Below are 20,567 nucleotides of genomic sequence, written 5' to 3' on the forward strand. Positions count from 1 at the left end.
AATCATTTTCACCCCAGCGTTACCCTTGCCACAATGTAGCATTCATAAGGAGCAACAATGGCACTGCCAATAATTATAGATTGCGACCCGGGTCATGATGACGCGATCGCACTGGTTCTCGCCCTCGCCTCACCGGAACTTGACGTTAAAGCCATCACCTCATCCGCAGGAAACCAGACACCCGATAAAACGCGACGCAACGTATTGCGAATGTTAACGCTGCTGAACCGCACGGACATTCCAGTGGCGGGCGGCGCGCCCAAGCCCCTGATGCGTGAACTGATCATTGCCGATAACGTCCACGGTGAAAGCGGACTGGATGGCCCGGCGCTACCGGAACCCGCCTTTGCGCCGCAGCCATGCACCGCCGTTGAGCTAATGGCAAAGACGTTGCGCGAGAGCACACAACCGGTCACCCTTGTCTCAACCGGGCCGCAAACCAACGTCGCACTGTTACTGAATAGCCATCCTGAACTGCGTGACAAAATCGCCCGTATCGTGATCATGGGCGGCGCGATGGGGTTGGGCAACTGGACGCCTGCCGCCGAATTCAATATTTATGTCGACCCTGAAGCCGCAGAAATCGTCTTCCAGTCGGGGATTCCGGTGGTGATGGCCGGTCTGGACGTCACGCATAAAGCACAAATTCATGTCGCAGATACCGAACGCTTCCGCGCCATTGGTAACCCGGTTTCCACGATCGTTGCTGAACTACTCGACTTCTTCCTCGAGTATCATAAAGACGAGAAATGGGGATTTATCGGCGCACCGCTGCACGACCCGTGCACCATCGCCTGGCTGTTGAAACCCGAACTGTTTACCACCGTTGAACGCTGGGTTGGGGTGGAAACTCAGGGGAAATACACTCAGGGGATGACCGTGGTGGACTATTACTTCCTGACGGGCAATAAACCGAATGCCACCGTGATGGTGGATGTCGATCGTCAGGGATTTGTAGACCTGCTGGCAGAACGGCTACAGTTTTACGCGTGACCAATGCCGGACGGTGCTGACGCTTATTCGGCCTACGTAATGAGTCACCGTAGGCCTGATAAGATGCGTCAACCTCGGCATCAGACTAGATTACGGTTCAAACGGACGACGCTGGAACTGGTCGTGTCCGCATTTTGGGCACAATGGCAACACGTCCGGCGTATACACCGCTAAGTGAAAATGGCACTTCTCACACACCAGATTGCCCAGCCCCACCACTTCGCCGCTGTGATATACCCCGTGATGACTTAGATCCTGAAACACTTCACGCCATTCGAGCTGCGTTTTGTCGGTGATATCCGCCAGTTCCTGCCACAGGCTCTCTTTGATTACCCGCATAAAGACGCTGTCGGACTCCTCTTCCAGACTCTCTTCGTAGCTGATGGCAAACTCTTCCAGGTCACGTCTGACAGCGCGCGTCAGTTCGTCCACTTCGGTTCGCGTTAACTCCCCGGCCTGCAAAACCTGCTGCCGCGCCTGTTCCACCAGCGCATCGATATCACGCTCGCCATTGCGCAGACGTTCACTTAATGACGCCACCAGTTCACGGTAGTATTGAGCAACCTTGTTCATCGTTTCGCCTCCTGGGTCGTTAACTGTCTATAATAATAGACGTTATTTGGGTTACGCTTTGCAAGACTGTCCACAGAGTGTGTAAATTCGTGCAAGGATTATCGTGGCGTGAATTCGAACCTGAATGCGCGAAAGGCTGTTTTGACGCGGGCGTTTGGGCTATGCTATGCGGATCTGAAACACCACATCGAAGCTACGTTTGTAGCTGTATTGAAAACAGGACCACTGGCTGCCATGCAAGAGCAATACCGCCCGGAAGAGATAGAATCCAAAGTACAGCTTCACTGGGATGAGAAGCGCACATTTGAAGTTACCGAAGACGAGAGCAAAGAGAAGTATTACTGCCTGTCTATGCTTCCCTATCCTTCTGGTCGACTACACATGGGCCACGTACGTAACTACACCATCGGTGACGTGATCGCCCGTTATCAGCGCATGCTGGGCAAAAACGTGCTGCAGCCTATCGGCTGGGACGCATTCGGCCTGCCTGCAGAAGGCGCGGCGGTGAAAAACAACACCGCGCCGGCACCGTGGACCTACGATAATATCGCCTACATGAAGAACCAGCTCAAAATGCTGGGCTTTGGCTATGACTGGAGCCGCGAGCTGGCGACCTGTACCCCGGAATACTATCGCTGGGAGCAGAAATTCTTCACCGAACTGTACAAAAAAGGTCTGGTCTACAAAAAGACCTCTGCGGTCAACTGGTGCCCGAACGATCAGACCGTACTGGCGAACGAACAGGTTATCGACGGCTGCTGCTGGCGCTGCGACACCAAAGTTGAGCGTAAAGAGATCCCGCAGTGGTTTATTAAAATCACCGCCTATGCCGATGAACTGCTCAACGATCTGGATAAACTGGATCACTGGCCTGACACCGTGAAAACGATGCAGCGCAACTGGATTGGTCGTTCTGAAGGCGTGGAAATCACCTTCAACGTGAACGATTATGACAACACGCTGACCGTTTACACCACCCGCCCGGACACCTTTATGGGTGCCACCTACCTGGCGGTTGCCGCTGGTCACCCGCTGGCGCAGAAAGCGGCAGAGAACAACCCTGAACTGGCAGCCTTTATCGACGAATGCCGTAACACCAAAGTGGCCGAAGCTGACATGGCGACCATGGAGAAAAAAGGCGTCGATACCGGCTTTAAGGCGGTTCACCCGCTGACTGGCGAAGCAATCCCGGTCTGGGCGGCTAACTTTGTGCTGATGGAATACGGCACCGGCGCGGTCATGGCCGTACCGGGTCACGATCAGCGCGACTACGAATTTGCCACCAAATACGGCTTAACCATTAAACCGGTTATCCTGGCAGCCGATGGTTCAGAGCCGGATCTTTCCGAACAGGCGATGACCGATAAAGGCGTTCTGTTTAACTCTGGCGAATTTGACGGTCTGGCCTTCGACGCGGCCTTCAACGCCATTGCCGATAAGCTGGCCGCCAAAGGCGTGGGCGAGCGTAAGATCAACTACCGTCTGCGCGACTGGGGCGTTTCCCGTCAGCGTTACTGGGGTGCGCCGATCCCGATGGTCACGCTGGAAGACGGCACCGTGCTGCCAACGCCGGAAGATCAATTGCCGGTGATCCTGCCGGAAGATGTCGTGATGGACGGTATCACCAGCCCAATTAAAGCCGATCCTGAATGGGCAAAAACCACCGTCAACGGTCAGCCTGCGCTGCGTGAAACCGACACCTTTGACACCTTTATGGAGTCATCCTGGTACTATGCACGCTACACCTGTCCGCAGTATCAGGAAGGGATGCTGGATTCCAAAGCGGCAAACTACTGGCTGCCGGTAGATATTTACATTGGCGGTATCGAACATGCCATCATGCACCTGCTCTACTTCCGCTTCTTCCACAAACTGATGCGCGATGCCGGCATGGTGAACTCTGACGAACCGGCGAAACAGTTGCTGTGTCAGGGGATGGTACTGGCGGATGCGTTTTACTATGTGGGCGAAAACGGCGAGCGTAACTGGGTTTCTCCGGTGGATGCGATCGTTGAACGCGACGAGAAAGGCCGTATCGTGAAGGCGAAAGACGCGGCGGGCCATGAGCTGGTGTATACCGGCATGAGCAAAATGTCCAAGTCGAAAAACAACGGTATCGACCCGCAGGTAATGGTTGAGCGTTACGGCGCGGATACCGTGCGTCTCTTTATGATGTTCGCCTCTCCGGCTGATATGACGCTGGAATGGCAGGAGTCCGGCGTGGAAGGCGCTAACCGCTTCCTGAAACGTGTCTGGAAACTGGTGTATGAACACACTTCCCGTGGCGATGTTGCGCCGCTGAACGTTGACGCGCTGACAGAAGATCAGAAAGCGCTGCGTCGCGATGTACACAAAACGATCGCCAAAGTGACCGATGATATCGGCCGCCGTCAGACCTTCAACACCGCGATTGCCGCCGTGATGGAGCTGATGAACAAGCTGGCGAAAGCCCCGCAGGATGACGAGCAGGATCGCGCGCTGATGCAGGAAGCGCTGCTGGCAGTAGTCCGGATGCTTAACCCGTTCACCCCACACGTCTGCTTTACGCTGTGGCAGGCGCTGAAAGGCGAAGGCGACATCGACAACGCGCCGTGGCCGGTCGCGGACAATGCTGCAATGGTCGAAGACTCCACGCTGGTCGTGGTTCAGGTTAACGGCAAGGTGCGCGGTAAAATCACCGTTCCGGTGAATGCGACAGAAGAGCAGGTTCGTGAACGTGCGGGCCAGGAACATCTGGTCGCTAAATATCTTGATGGTGTTACCGTGCGTAAAGTGATTTACGTACCGGGTAAACTCCTCAATCTGGTCGTTGGCTAAGCGCGGGAGGAAGCGTGCGATATCTGGCAACATTGTTGTTATCTCTGGCGGTGTTAACCACCGCCGGATGTGGCTGGCACCTGCGCAATACCACGCAGGTTCCGGACACCATGAAAACCATGATTCTGGACACGGGGGATCCGAACGGTCCGCTAAGCCGTGCGGTGCGTAACCAACTGCGTCTGAACGACGTTGAGCTGCTGGATAAGAGTACGCTGCGTAAAGACGTACCGTCTCTGCGTCTGGGTCGGGTCAGCATTTCGAAAGATACCGCATCTGTCTTCCAGAATGGGCAGACAGCGGAATATCAGATGATTATGACGGTTAATGCGTCAGTATTGATTCCTGGTCACGATATTTATCCTATCAGCGTCCGGGTATTCCGTTCGTTCTTCGACAACCCACAGATGGCGCTGGCGAAGGATAACGAGCAGGATATGATCATCAAAGAAATGTACGACAGAGCGGCGGAGCAATTAATTCGTAAGCTGCCAAGCGTACATGCTGCGGATCGTCTCTCATCGCAAGAAGAGGTTGCCGTTGACGATAAAGAAGCGGCTTCCGCTTCCTCTTCAACGCGTGTCTCCAGCACGCTGGGTAACTGATGATTCGGTTGTACCCTGAACAACTCCGCGCGCAACTCTCTGAAGGGTTGCGCGCGGCGTATCTGCTCCTTGGAAACGACCCATTGTTGTTGCAGGAAGGCCAGGATGTCATCCGTCAGGTTGCGGCAACGCAGGGGTTCGACGAACACCACACGTTTACTCTCGACAACAATACCGACTGGAACGCATTGTTCTCGCAATGCCAGGCGATGAGTCTGTTCGCCAGCCGTCAGACGCTGTTGTTGCTGCTGCCCGAAAACGGTCCGAATGCCGCGATTAATGAACAACTGGCAACGTTGGTTCAGTTGCTGCATGACGATCTGCTGCTGATCGTACGCGGTAACAAGCTCAGCAAAGCCCAGGAAAATGCCGCATGGTTTAAAGCGCTGACCGATCGAAGCGTACAGATCAGTTGTCAGACGCCGGAGCAGGCGCAACTTCCCCGCTGGGTGGCGGCGCGCGCAAAACAAAATAATTTGCAGCTGGACGACGCAGCAAATCAACTGTTGTGCTATTGCTATGAAGGTAACCTGCTGGCGCTGGCGCAGGCGCTGGAACGTTTGTCCTTGTTGTGGCCCGACGGTAAGCTCACCCTGCCTCGCGTCGAGCAGGCCGTTAATGATGCCGCCCACTTCACCCCATTCCATTGGGTGGATGCGCTGATCATGGGCAAAAGTAAGCGCGCACTGCACATTCTTCAGCAGTTACATCTGGAAGGCAGCGAACCGGTTATTTTGCTGCGAACCCTGCAACGTGAACTGTTGCTGCTGGTTACGCTGAAACGCCAGTCGGCCCATACCCCGCTGCGCACGCTTTTTGATAAGCATCGCGTCTGGCAAAACCGTCGGGGCATGATTGGCGACGCGCTGAACCGACTGAGTCCGGCGCAGTTACGTCAGGCGGTCCAGTTACTGACACGTACGGAAATCACGCTGAAGCAGGACTATGGCCAGTCGGTCTGGGCGGAGCTTGAAGGGCTCTCACTGCTGATTTGCCACAAAGCGCTGGCTGAAGTTTTTATTGATGGCTGATATGAAATCGTTACAGGCACTCTTTGGCGGCACCTTTGATCCGGTGCACTATGGTCACCTCAAACCCGTGGAAACGCTGGCCAATCTGATTGGTTTATCACGGGTCATCGTGATGCCTAATAATGTTCCTCCTCATCGCCCGCAGCCAGAGGCGACGAGCGAACAGCGCAAAACTATGCTTGAACTGGCAATTGCCGACAAGCCGTTGTTTATCCTTGATGAGCGCGAACTAAAGCACGACACCCCTTCCTATACGGCGCAAACGCTAAAGGCCTGGCGTGAAGAGCAAGGTCCAGATGCCCCACTGGCGTTTATCATCGGCCAGGACTCGTTGCTGACCTTCCCGACCTGGCACGACTACGAAACCATTCTCGACAATACCCATCTGATTGTCTGCCGCCGTCCGGGCTATCCGCTTGAAATGGCGCAGGAACAGCATCAGCATTGGCTGGATCAACATCTGACGAATACGCCGGACGATCTGCACCAGCTACCGGCAGGGAAAATTTATCTCGCCGAGACGCCGTGGTTCAATATTTCCGCCACGATCATCCGCGAGCGGCTGGAAAACGGCGAACCGTGTGATGATCTGATGCCGCACGCGGTGCTGGACTATATCAATGAGCATGGGCTGTATCGCTAAGCACTTCGGTTAACGCCGCCAGCAGGCGGTTGTTCTCTTCCTGACTGCGTATTGCCACGCGGAAATAGCGTCCATCAAGACCTGGGTAATTGGCGCAACTGCGGATCAGAATATGTCGCGTCAGCAAAGCGCGCTGGAGATCGGTTTCGCAACGCAGCAGAAGATAATTCGCCTGACCGGGATAGACCGTTAGTCCCGACAGCGCACACAGCTGCTGATAAAAACGTCCGCCCTCTTCCCGCAACCACTGCCATGTCGCCTGTTGATACGCGGTATCCTCCAGCACCTGTTCCCCTGCCAGTACAGCAAAAGCGTTGATCGACCACGGCATCTGGCGCGCCCTCATCGCCGCGACCGCCTGCACATCGCTGTTAAGGAGATATCCCAGCCGCAGTCCCGGGATGGCATAGAATTTTGTCAGTGAACGCAGAACCCAGATATGCGGGTTATCCTTTAACAGCGGAATAAATCCCGCTTCGTCTGCGATAAAATCGATAAATGCCTCATCAAGAATCAGCGCAATATTTAGCGCCTGACAGCGCCCGGCAATCGCCTCGAGTAACGCCCGCTCCGGCAGTAATCCGGTGGGATTGTTAGGCGTGCACAAAAACAGACAGTCCAGTTCTGCCGTTAACGCATCGAGAATCGCCCCGGTCAGTTGCCAGCCATCCTCTTCACGCAGCATGAACGTATCAATGACGCATTCGCTCCACTGCAACGCGCGGCGGTATTCGGCAAATCCCGGCGCGACGATCATCGCTCGCCGCGGTTTCAAACCGTTTACCAGGGTGAAGATCGACTCCGTCTCACCGTTTCCGGCGAGGATCCATTCGACGGGAACCTGATGATGTCGGGCCAGTGCCTGATGCAGGTGGCGGTAATCGACGTCAGGATAGCGCTCGGCTAGGTGTAAATTGTCGACAATGGCGCGTTTTACCGTTTCAGGCATACCCAGTGGATTAATATTCGCGCTAAAATCCAGCAACTTCTCGGGCGAGATCCCGAGGAACTCAGCCGCCTCACGGATATTACCGCCGTGGGCGCTTTTGAATAGAGACATCGTGCCGCTCCTGGCAAAAGAGGCTATTTTAGAGAAATTAGCGCGCGCATTCAGGGCGAATATCATGTTTTGCGCGAATACGTATCACGAGGGATAAATGCGACTCTGGTTAGTTCGTCATGGTGAAACCGAGGCTAATGTGGCGGGATTGTACAGCGGTCATGCCCCCACACCGTTGACCGGGCGCGGCGTGGCGCAAGCGCAAACGCTGAATACACTGCTTCGCCAGGTTCCCTTTAAGCAGGTGCTGTGTAGCGAACTGGAGCGCGCGCAGCACACGGCGCGCTTAGTGCTTCAGGGACGTGAACTGCCGCTACAGGTGAAGCCTGAGCTCAATGAGATGTTTTTTGGTGACTGGGAGATGCGTCATCACCAGGATCTGGCCCGCGAAGATGCCGAGAACTACGCGGCCTGGTGCAACGACTGGCAAAATGCCGTTCCCACCAATGGGGAAGGATTTCAGGCTTTCGCCCAGCGCGTTGAGCAGGCAATTTCGATCCTTGCTGACTATCAGCACCATGATCATGTGCTGATAGTCAGCCATCAGGGTGTTCTCAGCCTGTTAATCGCCCGGTTGCTTGCCATGCCCGCCGCGGCGATGTGGCATTTTCGCGTTGAGCAAGGCTGCTGGAGTGCTATTGATTTTACTGGCGATTTTGCCACGCTTCGGGTTCTCAACAGCAGAGCGATATGGGCACCCGGCGAGTAAAATATCTGTTTTTTACCGCCAGCAACGCTCCGCCCATTGACACCCCCGGACAGGCTGCTATTCTCCGCTGCCAGACTTTTCCCACCCTTCAGCGTTTTGCAGAAATTGTTTTACAAAAATGGCGATGCATTCTGTTGCATGGGGTGGGATGATAGCCCACTTTCCAAAACCGCCCGGTGACATTTGTCCCGAAAAGCCGGTGGGTTAAGGTATACTGACAGGCTTATTAATACTCATTCATGCACCCAGGGGGAAAACTTGCAGGGTAAAGCACTCCAGGATTTTGTTATCGACAAAATTGATGACCTTAAAGGTCAGGACATCATCGCCTTAGACGTTCAGGGCAAATCCAGTATCACCGACTGCATGATCATCTGTACCGGTACTTCCAGCCGTCACGTTATGTCTATTGCTGACCACGTCGTGCAGGAATCTCGCGCTGCGGGAATGCTGCCGCTGGGCGTGGAAGGTGAGAGCGTCGCCGACTGGATCGTCGTTGACCTGGGTGAAGTGATTGTCCACGTTATGCAGGAAGAGAGCCGTCGCCTGTATGAGCTGGAAAAACTCTGGAGTTAATGCGTGAAGCTTCAACTTGTCGCGGTAGGCACGAAAATGCCCGACTGGGTACAAACCGGTTTTACCGAGTACCTGCGGCGTTTTCCCAAAGACATGCCTTTTGAGCTGATCGAAATTCCGGCCGGCAAACGCGGCAAGAACGCGGATATCAAGCGTATTCTCGACAAAGAGGGTGAGCAGATGCTGGCTGCCGCTGGCAAAAATCGCATCGTCACCCTGGATATTCCCGGTAAGCCCTGGGACACGCCGCAACTGGCGACCGAACTGGAACGCTGGAAACTGGACGGTCGTGATGTCAGCCTGTTAATTGGCGGGCCGGAGGGATTATCCGCTGCCTGCAAAGCCGCGGCAGAACAAAGTTGGTCGCTCTCTGCACTCACGCTTCCCCATCCGCTAGTCCGGGTGCTGGTGGCAGAGAGCCTGTATCGGGCGTGGAGCATTACCACTAATCACCCTTATCACCGTGAGTGATCATTGAGCTTGAGTAGACTAAGCAGCGGATGAAATTACAGAATTCTTTTCGCGACTATACGGCTGAGTCCGCGCTATTTGTGCGCCGGGCGCTGGTCGCTTTTTTGGGTATCTTACTGCTCACCGGCGTGCTTATCGCCAATCTGTATAACCTGCAGATCGTCCGTTTTACCGATTACCAGACTCGCTCGAATGAGAACCGGATTAAGCTGGTGCCTATCGCCCCCAGCCGCGGCATTATTTATGACCGTAATGGCATTCCTCTCGCCCTGAACCGCACCATTTATCAGGTCGAAATGATGCCCGAGAAGGTTGATAACGTGCAGCAAACGCTGGATGCCCTGCGCAGCGTTGTCGACCTGACCGATGACGATATTGCCGCCTTCAAGAAAGAGCGCGCACGTTCCCACCGCTTTACCTCTATTCCCGTCAAAACCAACCTCACCGAAGTACAGGTTGCGCGTTTTGCCGTGAACCAGTACCGCTTCCCGGGTGTGGAAGTGAAAGGGTATAAGCGCCGGTTCTACCCGTACGGTTCCGCGCTTACCCACGTCATTGGTTACGTGTCGAAGATTAACGATAAAGACGTTGAGCGACTGGATAAAGACGGCAAACTGGCCAACTACGCCGCGACGCATGACATCGGGAAACTGGGGATTGAGCGCTACTACGAAGATGTGCTGCACGGTCAAACCGGCTACGAGGAAGTCGAGGTCAACAACCGTGGCCGCGTCATCCGTCAGCTCAAAGAAGTCCCCCCACAGGCCGGACACGACATCTACCTGACGCTGGATCTCAAACTGCAGCAGTATATCGAGACGCTGCTTGCCGGTAGCCGCGCGGCCGTGGTGGTCACCGACCCGCGCACCGGCGGCGTACTGGCCCTGGTTTCAATGCCCAGTTACGACCCGAACCTGTTCGTCGACGGTATCTCCAGTAAAGACTATTCCGGTTTGCTTAACGATCCGAACACGCCGCTGGTCAACCGCGCAACGCAGGGGGTTTATCCACCTGCGTCGACGGTGAAACCGTATGTCGCGGTGTCTGCATTAAGCGCGGGCGTTATCACCCGTAATACCAGCCTGTTTGACCCTGGCTGGTGGCAGTTGCCCGGCTCGGAAAAACGCTACCGTGACTGGAAGAAATGGGGTCACGGACACCTGAACATTACTAAATCACTGGAAGAATCGGCGGATACCTTCTTCTATCAGGTCGCCTATGACATGGGGATCGATCGCCTCTCCGAGTGGATGGGCAAATTCGGTTACGGTCACTATACCGGTATCGACCTGGCGGAAGAGCGTTCCGGCAACATGCCTACCCGCGAATGGAAGCTCAAACGCTTTAAAAAACCCTGGTATCAGGGCGATACCATTCCGGTCGGCATCGGTCAGGGCTACTGGACGGCAACGCCGATTCAGATGAGTAAGGCGCTGATGATCCTGATTAATGACGGCGTCGTGAAGGTGCCTCATCTGCTGATGAGTACCGCAGAAAACGGCAAGAAGGTTCCCTGGGTACAACCGCAGGAGCCACCGGTCGGCGATATTCACTCTGGTTATTGGGAACTGGCGAAAGACGGCATGTATGGCGTCGCCAACCGTGGCAACGGGACCGCGCATAAATATTTTGCCAGCGCGCCATATAAAATTGCCGCTAAATCCGGTACCGCACAGGTCTTTGGCCTGAAAGCCAATGAAACCTATAACGCGCATAAAATTGCCGAGCGTCTGCGTGACCATAAACTGATGACCGCATTTGCACCGTATAACAACCCGCAGGTGGCCGTCGCCATCATCCTGGAAAACGGGGGGGCGGGCCCGGCGGTGGGGACCATTATGCGTCAGATTCTTGACCACATCATGTTGGGCGATAACAACACCGATCTGCCAGCGGAAAACCCGGCGGTTGCAGCGGCGGAGGATCAATAACCATGACGGATAATCCGAACAAAAAAACATTCTGGGATAAAATCCATATTGATCCCACCATGTTACTGATTTTGCTGGCGCTGTTGGTTTACAGCTCACTGGTTATCTGGAGCGCCAGCGGCCAGGACATTGGCATGATGGAGCGTAAAGTCGGTCAGATTGCGATGGGTCTGGTGATCATGGTGGTCATGGCGCAGATCCCGCCGCGCGTCTATGAAGGTTGGGCGCCGTATCTCTATATTTTCTGTATTATTCTGCTGGTGGCGGTCGATGCATTCGGGGCAATATCCAAAGGCGCGCAGCGTTGGCTGGATCTCGGCATTGTACGTTTTCAGCCTTCTGAAATCGCCAAAATCGCGGTTCCTCTGATGGTCGCCCGCTTTATCAACCGCGACGTCTGTCCGCCGTCCCTGAAGAACACGGCCATCGCGCTGGTGCTGATTTTTATGCCGACGCTGTTGGTGGCGGCACAGCCTGACCTCGGAACCTCGATTCTGGTCGCGCTTTCCGGCCTGTTCGTGCTGTTCCTCTCGGGTCTGAGCTGGCGTTTAATTGGCGTCGCTGTGCTGTTGCTCGCGGCGTTCATTCCGATCCTGTGGTTCTTCCTGATGCACGATTATCAGCGTCAGCGTGTAATGATGTTACTCGACCCGGAAACCGACCCGTTGGGTGCCGGTTACCACATCATTCAGTCTAAAATTGCGATTGGTTCCGGCGGTCTTAGCGGTAAGGGATGGTTACACGGTACCCAGTCGCAACTGGAATTTTTACCCGAACGCCACACCGACTTTATCTTCGCTGTCCTGGCGGAAGAGCTGGGTCTGATTGGGATACTGATCCTGCTGGCGCTGTATATACTGCTGATTATGCGTGGCCTTTGGATCGCCGCCCACGCACAAACCACCTTTGGTCGCGTGATGGCCGGTGGCTTAATGTTGATTTTGTTCGTTTATGTCTTCGTTAATATTGGTATGGTGAGTGGGATTCTGCCTGTTGTAGGCGTTCCGCTTCCGTTGGTCAGTTACGGAGGCTCAGCACTGATCGTGTTGATGGCCGGGTTCGGGATTGTCATGTCGATCCACACCCACAGAAAAATGTTATCGAAAAGCGTGTAAGGGGTGCGCAATGCGTAAGCAGTTGCCTGGAGTCTGCGTCGTAGCAGGAATTATGCTGCTCGCGGCATGTACGAGTGATGATGGTCAGCAACAGAACACCGTCGCGCCGCAGCCGGCGGTATGTAATGGGCCCGTCGTTGAAATCAGCGGAGCCGATCCGCGTTTTGAACCTCTCAACCCGAGCGCTAATCAGGATTATCAGCGAGACGGGAAGAGCTACAAGATAGTGCAGGATGTCTCGCGCTTTAGTCAGGCAGGGTTCGCGGCGATCTACGATGCCGAGCCCGGTAGCAATCTGACCGCCTCAGGCGAAACGTTCGATCCTATGCAGCTCACCGCTGCGCATCCGACGTTACCGATCCCGAGCTATGCGCGGATCACTAACCTCGCCAATGGACGGATGATCGTGGTGCGCATTAACGATCGCGGTCCCTATGGCAACGATCGCGTGATTTCGCTGTCGCGTGCCGCTGCCGACCGTCTGAACACCTCCAATAACACCAAAGTACGTATCGACCCAATTATTGTCGCGCAGGATGGTTCATTGTCTGGTCCGGGTATGGCCTGTACCACCGTGGCCAAACAGACTTATGCCCTGCCCTCACGTCCTGATCTGAGCGGCGGCATGGGCAGCGCCTCCTCCGCACCGGAAGCGATGCAGCCTCAGGGTGACGTTCGCGCCATCAGCAATTCCACGTTGCAAAGTGAAGATAATGCCGGCGCACCGGTTCAGAGCAGTGGATTCCTGGGTGCCCCGACGACCCTGGCTGCAGGTGTACTGGAAGGCAGTGAACCGACGCCAGCGCCACAGCCCGCGGCTGCAGCTCCCGTTAGCGCGCCAGTCAGTGCACCGGCAGCAACACCTGCTGCGACGGCTGCGCCTGCCGCCGCTTCCGCCAGCGGCAGTTACGTAGTCCAGGTCGGCGCGGTGAGCGATCAGGGGCGTGCCCAACAATATCAACAGCGCTTAGGCCAGCAGTTTGGCGTACCTGGACGCGTCACGCAGAACGGCGCCGTGTGGCGTATTCAGCTCGGGCCGTTCGCCAGTAAAGCACAAGCCAGTGTGCTGCAGCAGCGCTTACAATCTGAAGCCCAATTACAGTCCTTCATTACCGGCGCACAGTAACGTAACAAGGGCATCTGAAGTGTCAATTTCTGTAAATGACGTTAACTACGTTAACAAAGTCATGCGGAAAGTCAGATGCCTGCCGGTATTGCATTTGCTATAGTAGGGCACTTTTTTTAATTCCATCACGGACGTCGTAGTTCAGACCATGAAGACCACTTTTTCCGCTCGTTTCCTGCAGCGCATGGCGCTCACCACGGCTCTTTGTACAGCCGCTATTTCAGGCGCGCATGCCGATGACCTGAATATCAAAACCATGATCCCGGGTGTTCCGCAGATCGACGCGGAGTCTTACATCCTCATTGACTATAACTCCGGTAAAGTGCTGGCCGAACAAAACGCCGATACGCGTCGCGACCCGGCCAGTCTGACCAAAATGATGACCAGTTACGTTATCGGTCAGGCAATGAAAGCGGGCAAATTTAAAGAAACGGATCTGGTCACTATCGGTAATGATGCCTGGGCCACGGGTAATCCGGTCTTTAAAGGCTCATCGCTGATGTTCCTGAAGCCGGGTATGCAGGTTCCGGTATCGCAACTGATTCGCGGGATTAACCTGCAGTCTGGTAACGACGCCTGCGTCGCGATGGCTGACTTTGCGGCGGGCAGTCAGGATGCGTTTGTCGGTCTGATGAACAGCTATGTGAATGCGCTGGGTCTGAAAAATACCCATTTCCAGACGGTTCACGGTCTGGATGCCGACGGTCAGTACAGTTCCGCTCGTGATATGGCGCTGATTGGACAAGCGCTAATCCGCGACGTTCCTAACGAATATTCCGTCTATAAAGAGAAAGAGTTCACCTTTAACGGCATCCGTCAGTTGAACCGTAACGGTTTGCTGTGGGACAACAGCCTGAAAGTAGATGGCATCAAGACTGGTCATACCGATAAAGCAGGCTACAACCTGGTGGCCTCGGCGACCGAAGGTCAGATGCGTTTGATCTCCGCGGTCATGGGCGGGCGTACCTATAAAGGACGTGAAACGGAAAGCAAAAAACTGCTGACCTGGGGTTTCCGTTTCTTCGAAACGGTTAACCCGCTGAAAGCAGGCAAAGAATTCGCCTCTGAACCGTCCTGGTTTGGTGATACCGATCGCGCCTCCTTAGGGGTTGATAAAGATGTGTATCTGACCATTCCGCGTGGCCGTATGAAAGACCTGAAAGCCAGCTATGTACTGAACAGCACGGAGCTGCATGCGCCGCTGCAGAAAAATCAGGTGGTCGGTACCATCAACTTCCAGCTTGACGGTAAAACCATTGAGCAGCGCCCTCTGGTCGTGCTGCAGGAAATCCCGGAAGGTAACTTCTTCAGCAAAATCATTGATTACATTAAGTTAATGTTCCATCACTGGTTTGGTTAAAAATTGAACACTTGAAAGTGTGATTTCCATCCCCATATACTAAGCATCAGTAAAACTCCCGCCCTCTGGCGGGAGTTGTTATTTATTTACGTTACGCCGGAGCTGACATGAAAACCAAACTTAACGAACTGCTTGAATTCCCTACTCCTTTTACTTACAAAGTTATGGGGCAGGCGTTACCTGAGCTGGTTGAACAGGTGGTTGAAGTGGTACAGCGCCATGCGCCAGGTGATTACTCTCCGACGGTAAAACCCAGCAGCAAAGGCAATTACCACTCGGTCTCGATTACCATCAACGCGACCCATATTGAGCAGGTTGAAACGCTGTACGAAGAACTCGGTAACATCGAAATCGTCCGTATGGTTCTGTAATACAGGTTCGGGCCCCGACCATGTTCGGGCGCCCACCTCGCCTCCTCTTCACTGTGATATACTTCCCTCCCCCATTGATTACTTCTCTACGGAGATGCTGTTTTGTCTCAGGATAAAATACTGGTCCGCCAGCTCGGTCTTCAACCCTACGAACCCGTCTCCCAGGCCATGCACGACTTTACCAACACCCGCGATGAACAGACTCCCGATGAAATCTGGCTGGTTGAGCACTATCCGGTTTTCACCCAGGGTCAGGCAGGGAAAGCGGAACATGTTTTAATGCCCGGCGATATTCCGGTCATTCAAAGCGATCGCGGTGGGCAGGTCACTTACCATGGGCCAGGTCAACAGGTTATGTACGTTTTGTTGAACCTGAAGCGACGTAAACTGGGCGTGCGGGAATTGGTCACGTTGCTGGAACAGACTGTCGTGAATACTTTGGCTGAACTGGATATTGACGCTCACCCGCGTGCAGATGCCCCTGGCGTTTATGTCGGTGAAAAGAAAATATGTTCCCTCGGTTTGCGTATTCGTCGCGGTTGCTCATTCCATGGACTGGCATTAAACGTTAATATGGATCTCTCGCCTTTCTTACGAATTAATCCCTGCGGTTATGCCGGCATGGAAATGGCAAAAATATCTCAATGGGATAGTCAGGCCACGACAGATAATATCCGACCACGATTATTAGCCAATATTTTAGCACTGCTAAATAATCCCCCTTGCGAATATATTTCCGCTTAACTTATTGAATGCAATGGCCCAAAAAATCGGGGGCCATTGTCACCCTTCCGGCTCAAATGCTTTACAATGTCTCCTGGTTTCTATATTTTCTGTTTGTCTTAGTTTGAATTTTTAACGATTTTTCTCCGTCATAAAAAACGACGTAGGATTTTTCTTTATACGAACGTTAAACCTTCAATCCATTGCTATAAAAAAGGTTATCGATACCGCGAGATGAACAATAGTGGTGCAAAACGCATGCTTACAACAAATACAAGCATCACTATTATTTATAAAGTGAATTAAATTGGAGTTAGAACGTGAGTGAAAATAGTAAGCCGAAAGGACATTTCTACGAACACCGACCCGAAGATAAGCCGCAAATTTTCAGAACGCTGAGAAATATAGACCTGAACCTGCTGACTATTTTTGAAGCCGTTTATGTTCATAAAGGAATCGTCAACGCCGCGAAAGTTCTCAATCTGACTCCCTCAGCGATCAGCCAGTCCATTCAGAAACTGCGCACAATATTTCCCGATCCCCTGTTTATTCGAAAAGGCCAGGGCGTGACGCCCACGACTTATGCCACCCATCTGCATGAATATATCAGCCAGGGGCTGGAATCCATTCTCGGCGCGCTGGATCTCACCGGCAGCTACGATAAACAACGGACGATAACTATCGGGACCACTCCGTCTATCGGCGCGCTGGTCATGCCGACAATTTATCACGCCATCAAAACGAGCCATCCACAACTGCATCTGCGTAACATTCCCGTCCATGATGCCGAAACGCAACTCAGTCAGTTTCAGAGTGATTTGATTATTGATAACCACATCTACAGCAACCGCGCAGTAGAGAACCATGTTCTGTTTTCTGACAAAATCGAACTGGTCTGCCGCCAGAACCACCCTTCCCTGACGCGTACCCTGACCCCCGAAGCCCTCGATGACGCTGAACATAGTCTGCTGATGATCGAAGGACAAAGCTTCACGCTCCTGCGCCAACGTATCCAGGAATTGTTCCCCGATCGGCAAATCAGCTTTAGCAGCTACAACATTTTCACGCTGGCATCACTCATTGCTCACAGCGATCTGGTGGGTATTATGCCCGCGCGTTTCTTCACGCTGTTCAGCCACTGCTGGCCGCTTCAGCGGATCCCCCATCCATCCCTGAACCATGAGAAAATCGACTTCTCACTGCATTACAACAAGCTGAGCTTACGCGATCCGATACTGGAGAACGTAATCGCAGTGATCCGTGACGCCTTCTGAAAATGAAATGTTGCGACCAGGTCAAAACTGATGCCAGGCAAATGGCACAAAACAACAACTATTTTACATTTTGCCGGTCACTCAGGCTGCTTTCAGGCCCGTTTAAATGATATACTGCGTGTAGTGAATTCAAAAATAGTTGATAAATACAACATTCCCTTGAATCGAAACGCTTTCCCTCGTTATTCGCAACTGGAACACGCACGCTATGAGTAAACCCATTGTGATGGAACGCGGTGTTAAATACCGCGATGCCGATAAGATGGCCCTTATCCCGGTCAAAAATGTGGCAACAGAGCGCGAAGCCCTGCTGCGCAAGCCGGAATGGATGAAAATTAAGCTTCCAGCGGACTCCACTCGTATCCAGGGCATCAAAGCAGCAATGCGTAAGAATGGCCTGCATTCTGTTTGTGAAGAAGCCTCTTGCCCAAACCTGGCGGAGTGTTTCAACCACGGTACCGCCACGTTTATGATCCTCGGCGCTATTTGTACCCGTCGCTGCCCGTTCTGTGATGTGGCCCACGGCCGACCTGTAGCGCCGGACGCCAACGAACCGGTTAAGCTGGCACAAACGATTGCCGACATGGCCCTGCGCTATGTCGTTATCACCTCAGTTGACCGTGATGACCTGCGTGACGGTGGCGCTCAGCACTTTGCCGATTGCATTGCCGCTATTCGTGAGAAAAGTCCTACGATTAAGATTGAAACGCTGGTCCCCGACTTCCGCGGTCGTATGGATCGTGCTCTGGAAATTCTGACCGCCACTCCGCCGGACGTTTTCAACCATAACCTTGAGAACGTGCCGCGCATTTATCGTCAGGTTCGCCCGGGCGCTGACTACAACTGGTCGCTCAAATTACTGGAACGCTTTAAAGAAGCGCATCCGGAGATCCCGACCAAATCCGGTCTGATGGTGGGTCTCGGTGAGACGAATGCGGAAATCATTGAAGTGATGCGCGATCTGCGTCGTCACGGCGTGACTATGCTGACGCTGGGACAGTATCTGCAGCCGAGCCGTCACCATCTGCCCGTTCAGCGCTATGTCAGCCCGGACGAATTTGAAGAGATGAAAGCGGAAGCCATGGCGATGGGCTTTACCCATGCGGCCTGCGGACCGTTCGTCCGTTCGTCTTACCATGCTGACCTGCAGGCGAAAGGGATGGAAGTGAAGTAATTTCGAAATAAATACTTACATTTCGCCTATAAAAAACCCGCTTAATCGCGGGTTTTTTCTCATCAGGGTAAAACGGACAGGCGTTTAGCTCCGGGTATTACTCTTTATGAGAGAGTTTCTCAGCCTGAATGCTGCCGTCTGCGTCTTTTTTCGCGCCCGCATCTTCATCATTCATCGCTTTCTTGAAACCCTTAATTGCCGTGCCCAGGTCTCCACCCAGTGTACGTAACTTCTTGGTACCAAACAGCAGAACGACCAGTGCGGCCACCACCAGCAATTTGGTAATACTAATCTCACCCATAGATACCTTCTTAACTTAAAACAGGCAGCGTAGCGCGCCCTTAGTAACCTGAGAATATTAACGGTCATTTGACGCGCGCACACAATAGCAATCTGTAACAAGGTGAATCAAGCAGTGTTTAAAAAAACGTCATAATAATTGCGGTGGCACAAATCTGCGGTTGCGTAATACCGGTAATTGCGCCCGCACCTGGCGAATTCGCTCAGCGGTGATCTCGGCCATGATAAGCGTCGGGACGTCTGCCGCAGCCGCAATCGTCACCCCAAGGGGATCGATAATACGACTCTGCCCGATATTTTTGTTACCACACTCCCCTGCGGCAATCATATAGCAGGTGGTATCGAGCGCGCGGGCAGCCAGTAGTGTCGACCAGTGATGTTCCTTCAGCGCCCCTCTGACCCATGCCGCCGGTAGCACCAGCACTTCAGCGCCCTGCAACGCAAGCGCCATCGACAGCTCGGGAAAACGCAGATCGTAGCAGGTCATCAGCCCCACTCTGAGTCCATCCACGTCAAGCAGCGGTGCGATTACGTTACCCGCATCAACATTGCGGGACTCCTGAATGGAGAAAGCATCATAGAGGTGTAGCTTGGCGTAGCTTGCCACAATTTTCCCCCCACGCAGCGCCACCAGCGTGTTTACCGCACGACCGGGACGCGAAGGAACATGAACAGTGAGAATAGTGGCCATCGTATTCGACGCGCTTTCCCGCAACAGTTGTTGCAGGAATTTCCCCTCGAGAGACTGGGCGGATTTCACCGACAGGTCGGGATCTGTATCGTCTCGCGCCAGTAATGCCTCAGGCAGAACCAGCAATGACGCGCCGTTTCCCGCCGCCTGCGACATGAGCATGACGCAGGTTTCTGCGTTTTTTTCCCACACAGGACTGACGGCAAATTGCCCTGCAGCAACTAGCATAATTCCTCCGGTCAGGTTTATCAGGCTCGCCAACGATGATTATTCAGCGTTACACTTATCTTATATACCAACCAAAAGCAGGATTATGCAGTGTTACAACTTCTTTTAGCGGTTTTTATTGGCGGTGGCACAGGAAGTGTAGCGAGATGGATGCTCAGTATGCGGTTTAATCCCATGCATCAGGCGATTCCGATAGGAACCCTGACCGCAAATTTACTGGGTGCATTCATCATTGGTGTGGGACTGGCATGGTTTAGTCGAATGACTAATATCGATCCAGTATGGAAAGTCTTGATCACAACCGGCTTTTGTGGCGGCCTGACAACCTTTTCTACCTTTTCGGCGGAAGTGGTCTTTTTGCTGCAGGAAGGTCGAGTGGGCTGGGCAATGCTGAATGTGTTGGTCAACCTGTTGGGATCATTTGCGATGACGGCGTTAGCATTCTGGCTATTTTCCGCCTCCAGCGCGCACTAAAGACCAAAAAAAACCCGCTAATAAGCGGGTTTTGAAATCTTGCTGACGTAAGCTTACAGAGCAGTTACGTTTGCAGCAGAAGGGCCTTTGGCACCGTTAGTGATTTCGAACTCTACACGCTGACCTTCAGCCAGAGTTTTAAAACCATTGGTCTGGATTGCAGAGAAGTGTACGAACACGTCTTTGCTGCCATCTTCCGGAGTAATGAAACCGAATCCTTTGGACTCATTAAACCACTTAACGTTACCTTTAATCTTAGACATCAAAATTACCTTTACATGAAAAATAGACACAAATGCTGTGTCGGGTACCAGTACACCAA

General features: G+C 53.4%; 22 protein-coding genes. 17 read left to right on the top strand and 5 right to left on the bottom strand.

Annotated elements, in window-relative coordinates:
• Window positions 1-57: 57 nt before the first annotated feature.
• Window positions 58-993 carry a pyrimidine-specific ribonucleoside hydrolase RihA gene (gene rihA, locus JTI98_RS19530; RefSeq protein WP_216081691.1) on the top strand — a complete coding sequence of 312 codons (936 nt, stop codon included), beginning with the start codon at window positions 58-60 and terminating at the stop codon, window positions 991-993.
• A 90-nt stretch (window positions 994-1,083) separates the two neighbouring features.
• Here rihA and JTI98_RS19535 read toward each other — a convergent pair whose 3' ends face one another.
• A complete protein-coding gene (locus tag JTI98_RS19535) occupies window positions 1,084-1,566 on the bottom strand; it encodes a zinc ribbon-containing protein (RefSeq protein WP_043001417.1) in 483 nt (160 codons plus the stop codon).
• Window positions 1,567-1,800: 234 nt separating this feature from the next.
• On the opposite strand from JTI98_RS19535, the gene leuS reads away from it, so the two are divergent.
• From leuS to nadD, 4 genes are read left to right on the top strand one after another with little or no spacing between them, the layout of a single operon-like run.
• A complete protein-coding gene (gene leuS / locus JTI98_RS19540; protein ID WP_216081692.1) occupies window positions 1,801-4,383 on the top strand; it encodes a leucine--tRNA ligase in 2,583 nt (860 codons plus the stop codon).
• 14 nt (window positions 4,384-4,397) lie between these two features.
• The gene (gene lptE, locus JTI98_RS19545; RefSeq protein WP_044328083.1) at window positions 4,398-4,988 is read left to right on the top strand and encodes an LPS assembly lipoprotein LptE; all 591 of its coding nucleotides are present in this window, start codon (window positions 4,398-4,400) and stop codon (window positions 4,986-4,988) included.
• Window positions 4,988-6,019 carry a DNA polymerase III subunit delta gene (gene holA, locus JTI98_RS19550; RefSeq protein WP_216081693.1) on the top strand — a complete coding sequence of 344 codons (1,032 nt, stop codon included), beginning with the start codon at window positions 4,988-4,990 and terminating at the stop codon, window positions 6,017-6,019. The genes lptE and holA overlap by 1 nt, the downstream gene beginning before the upstream one ends.
• A gap of 1 nt (window position 6,020) precedes the next feature.
• Complete coding sequence (gene nadD / locus JTI98_RS19555; RefSeq protein WP_080343225.1) at window positions 6,021-6,662, top strand: nicotinate-nucleotide adenylyltransferase; 642 nt, start codon at window positions 6,021-6,023, stop codon at window positions 6,660-6,662.
• On the opposite strand, the gene cobD is transcribed toward nadD, so the two are convergent.
• Window positions 6,637-7,722, bottom strand: coding sequence for a threonine-phosphate decarboxylase CobD (gene cobD / locus JTI98_RS19560; protein ID WP_058587789.1), 1,086 nt, complete (start codon window positions 7,720-7,722; stop codon window positions 6,637-6,639). The two genes, nadD and cobD, sit on opposite strands and share 26 nt — an antisense overlap.
• 97 nt (window positions 7,723-7,819) lie before the next feature.
• On the opposite strand from cobD, the gene JTI98_RS19565 reads away from it, so the two are divergent.
• From JTI98_RS19565 to lipA, 11 genes are all read left to right on the top strand, one after another.
• The gene (locus tag JTI98_RS19565) at window positions 7,820-8,431 is read left to right on the top strand and encodes an adenosylcobalamin/alpha-ribazole phosphatase (protein WP_044328080.1); all 612 of its coding nucleotides are present in this window, start codon (window positions 7,820-7,822) and stop codon (window positions 8,429-8,431) included.
• Window positions 8,432-8,689: 258 nt separating this feature from the next.
• Window positions 8,690-9,007 (top strand): ribosome silencing factor, encoded by a 318-nt coding sequence (rsfS, locus tag JTI98_RS19570; RefSeq protein ID WP_012904988.1) that lies wholly within the window; start codon window positions 8,690-8,692, stop codon window positions 9,005-9,007.
• A 3-nt stretch (window positions 9,008-9,010) separates the two neighbouring features.
• A complete protein-coding gene (gene rlmH, locus JTI98_RS19575) occupies window positions 9,011-9,478 on the top strand; it encodes a 23S rRNA (pseudouridine(1915)-N(3))-methyltransferase RlmH (protein WP_216081694.1) in 468 nt (155 codons plus the stop codon).
• Between the two features lie 29 nt (window positions 9,479-9,507).
• Window positions 9,508-11,409 (top strand): peptidoglycan DD-transpeptidase MrdA, encoded by a 1,902-nt coding sequence (gene mrdA / locus JTI98_RS19580; RefSeq protein WP_043001424.1) that lies wholly within the window; start codon window positions 9,508-9,510, stop codon window positions 11,407-11,409.
• Window positions 11,410-11,411: 2 nt separating this feature from the next.
• Window positions 11,412-12,524: a peptidoglycan glycosyltransferase MrdB gene (gene mrdB, locus JTI98_RS19585; RefSeq protein ID WP_044328079.1), complete on the top strand. Its 1,113-nt coding sequence runs from the start codon at window positions 11,412-11,414 to the stop codon at window positions 12,522-12,524.
• 10 nt (window positions 12,525-12,534) lie between these two features.
• The gene (gene rlpA, locus JTI98_RS19590) at window positions 12,535-13,650 is read left to right on the top strand and encodes an endolytic peptidoglycan transglycosylase RlpA (RefSeq protein ID WP_216081695.1); all 1,116 of its coding nucleotides are present in this window, start codon (window positions 12,535-12,537) and stop codon (window positions 13,648-13,650) included.
• A 148-nt stretch (window positions 13,651-13,798) separates the two neighbouring features.
• Window positions 13,799-15,010 carry a D-alanyl-D-alanine carboxypeptidase DacA gene (dacA, locus tag JTI98_RS19595; protein WP_043001427.1) on the top strand — a complete coding sequence of 404 codons (1,212 nt, stop codon included), beginning with the start codon at window positions 13,799-13,801 and terminating at the stop codon, window positions 15,008-15,010.
• 107 nt (window positions 15,011-15,117) lie between these two features.
• Window positions 15,118-15,381, top strand: a complete 264-nt coding sequence (gene ybeD / locus JTI98_RS19600) for a DUF493 family protein YbeD (RefSeq protein ID WP_042320704.1) — start codon at window positions 15,118-15,120, stop codon at window positions 15,379-15,381.
• Between the two features lie 102 nt (window positions 15,382-15,483).
• Window positions 15,484-16,125 (top strand): lipoyl(octanoyl) transferase LipB, encoded by a 642-nt coding sequence (gene lipB, locus JTI98_RS19605; RefSeq protein ID WP_216081696.1) that lies wholly within the window; start codon window positions 15,484-15,486, stop codon window positions 16,123-16,125.
• A 299-nt stretch (window positions 16,126-16,424) separates the two neighbouring features.
• A complete protein-coding gene (locus JTI98_RS19610) occupies window positions 16,425-17,378 on the top strand; it encodes a YbeF family transcriptional regulator (RefSeq protein ID WP_216081697.1) in 954 nt (317 codons plus the stop codon).
• 208 nt (window positions 17,379-17,586) lie between these two features.
• The gene (gene lipA, locus JTI98_RS19615) at window positions 17,587-18,552 is read left to right on the top strand and encodes a lipoyl synthase (protein ID WP_044328687.1); all 966 of its coding nucleotides are present in this window, start codon (window positions 17,587-17,589) and stop codon (window positions 18,550-18,552) included.
• A gap of 97 nt (window positions 18,553-18,649) precedes the next feature.
• On the opposite strand, the gene tatE is transcribed toward lipA, so the two are convergent.
• Together tatE and JTI98_RS19625 are read right to left on the bottom strand one after the other, a co-directional pair.
• Complete coding sequence (gene tatE / locus JTI98_RS19620) at window positions 18,650-18,853, bottom strand: twin-arginine translocase subunit TatE (RefSeq protein ID WP_043001430.1); 204 nt, start codon at window positions 18,851-18,853, stop codon at window positions 18,650-18,652.
• Between the two features lie 129 nt (window positions 18,854-18,982).
• A complete protein-coding gene (locus JTI98_RS19625) occupies window positions 18,983-19,771 on the bottom strand; it encodes a deaminated glutathione amidase (RefSeq protein ID WP_216081698.1) in 789 nt (262 codons plus the stop codon).
• A gap of 90 nt (window positions 19,772-19,861) precedes the next feature.
• Between JTI98_RS19625 and crcB the strand changes: the two genes are divergently transcribed.
• Window positions 19,862-20,245, top strand: coding sequence for a fluoride efflux transporter CrcB (gene crcB / locus JTI98_RS19630; RefSeq protein ID WP_043001432.1), 384 nt, complete (start codon window positions 19,862-19,864; stop codon window positions 20,243-20,245).
• 53 nt (window positions 20,246-20,298) lie between these two features.
• Here crcB and cspE read toward each other — a convergent pair whose 3' ends face one another.
• Entirely contained in the window at window positions 20,299-20,508 is a 210-nt protein-coding gene (gene cspE / locus JTI98_RS19635; protein WP_000034826.1) for a transcription antiterminator/RNA stability regulator CspE, read from the bottom strand.
• Window positions 20,509-20,567: the final 59 nt, after the last annotated feature.

Source organism: Citrobacter sp. MGH 55, from assembly GCF_016906145.1.
GTDB classification, from domain to species: Bacteria; Pseudomonadota; Gammaproteobacteria; order Enterobacterales; family Enterobacteriaceae; genus Citrobacter_A; species Citrobacter_A amalonaticus.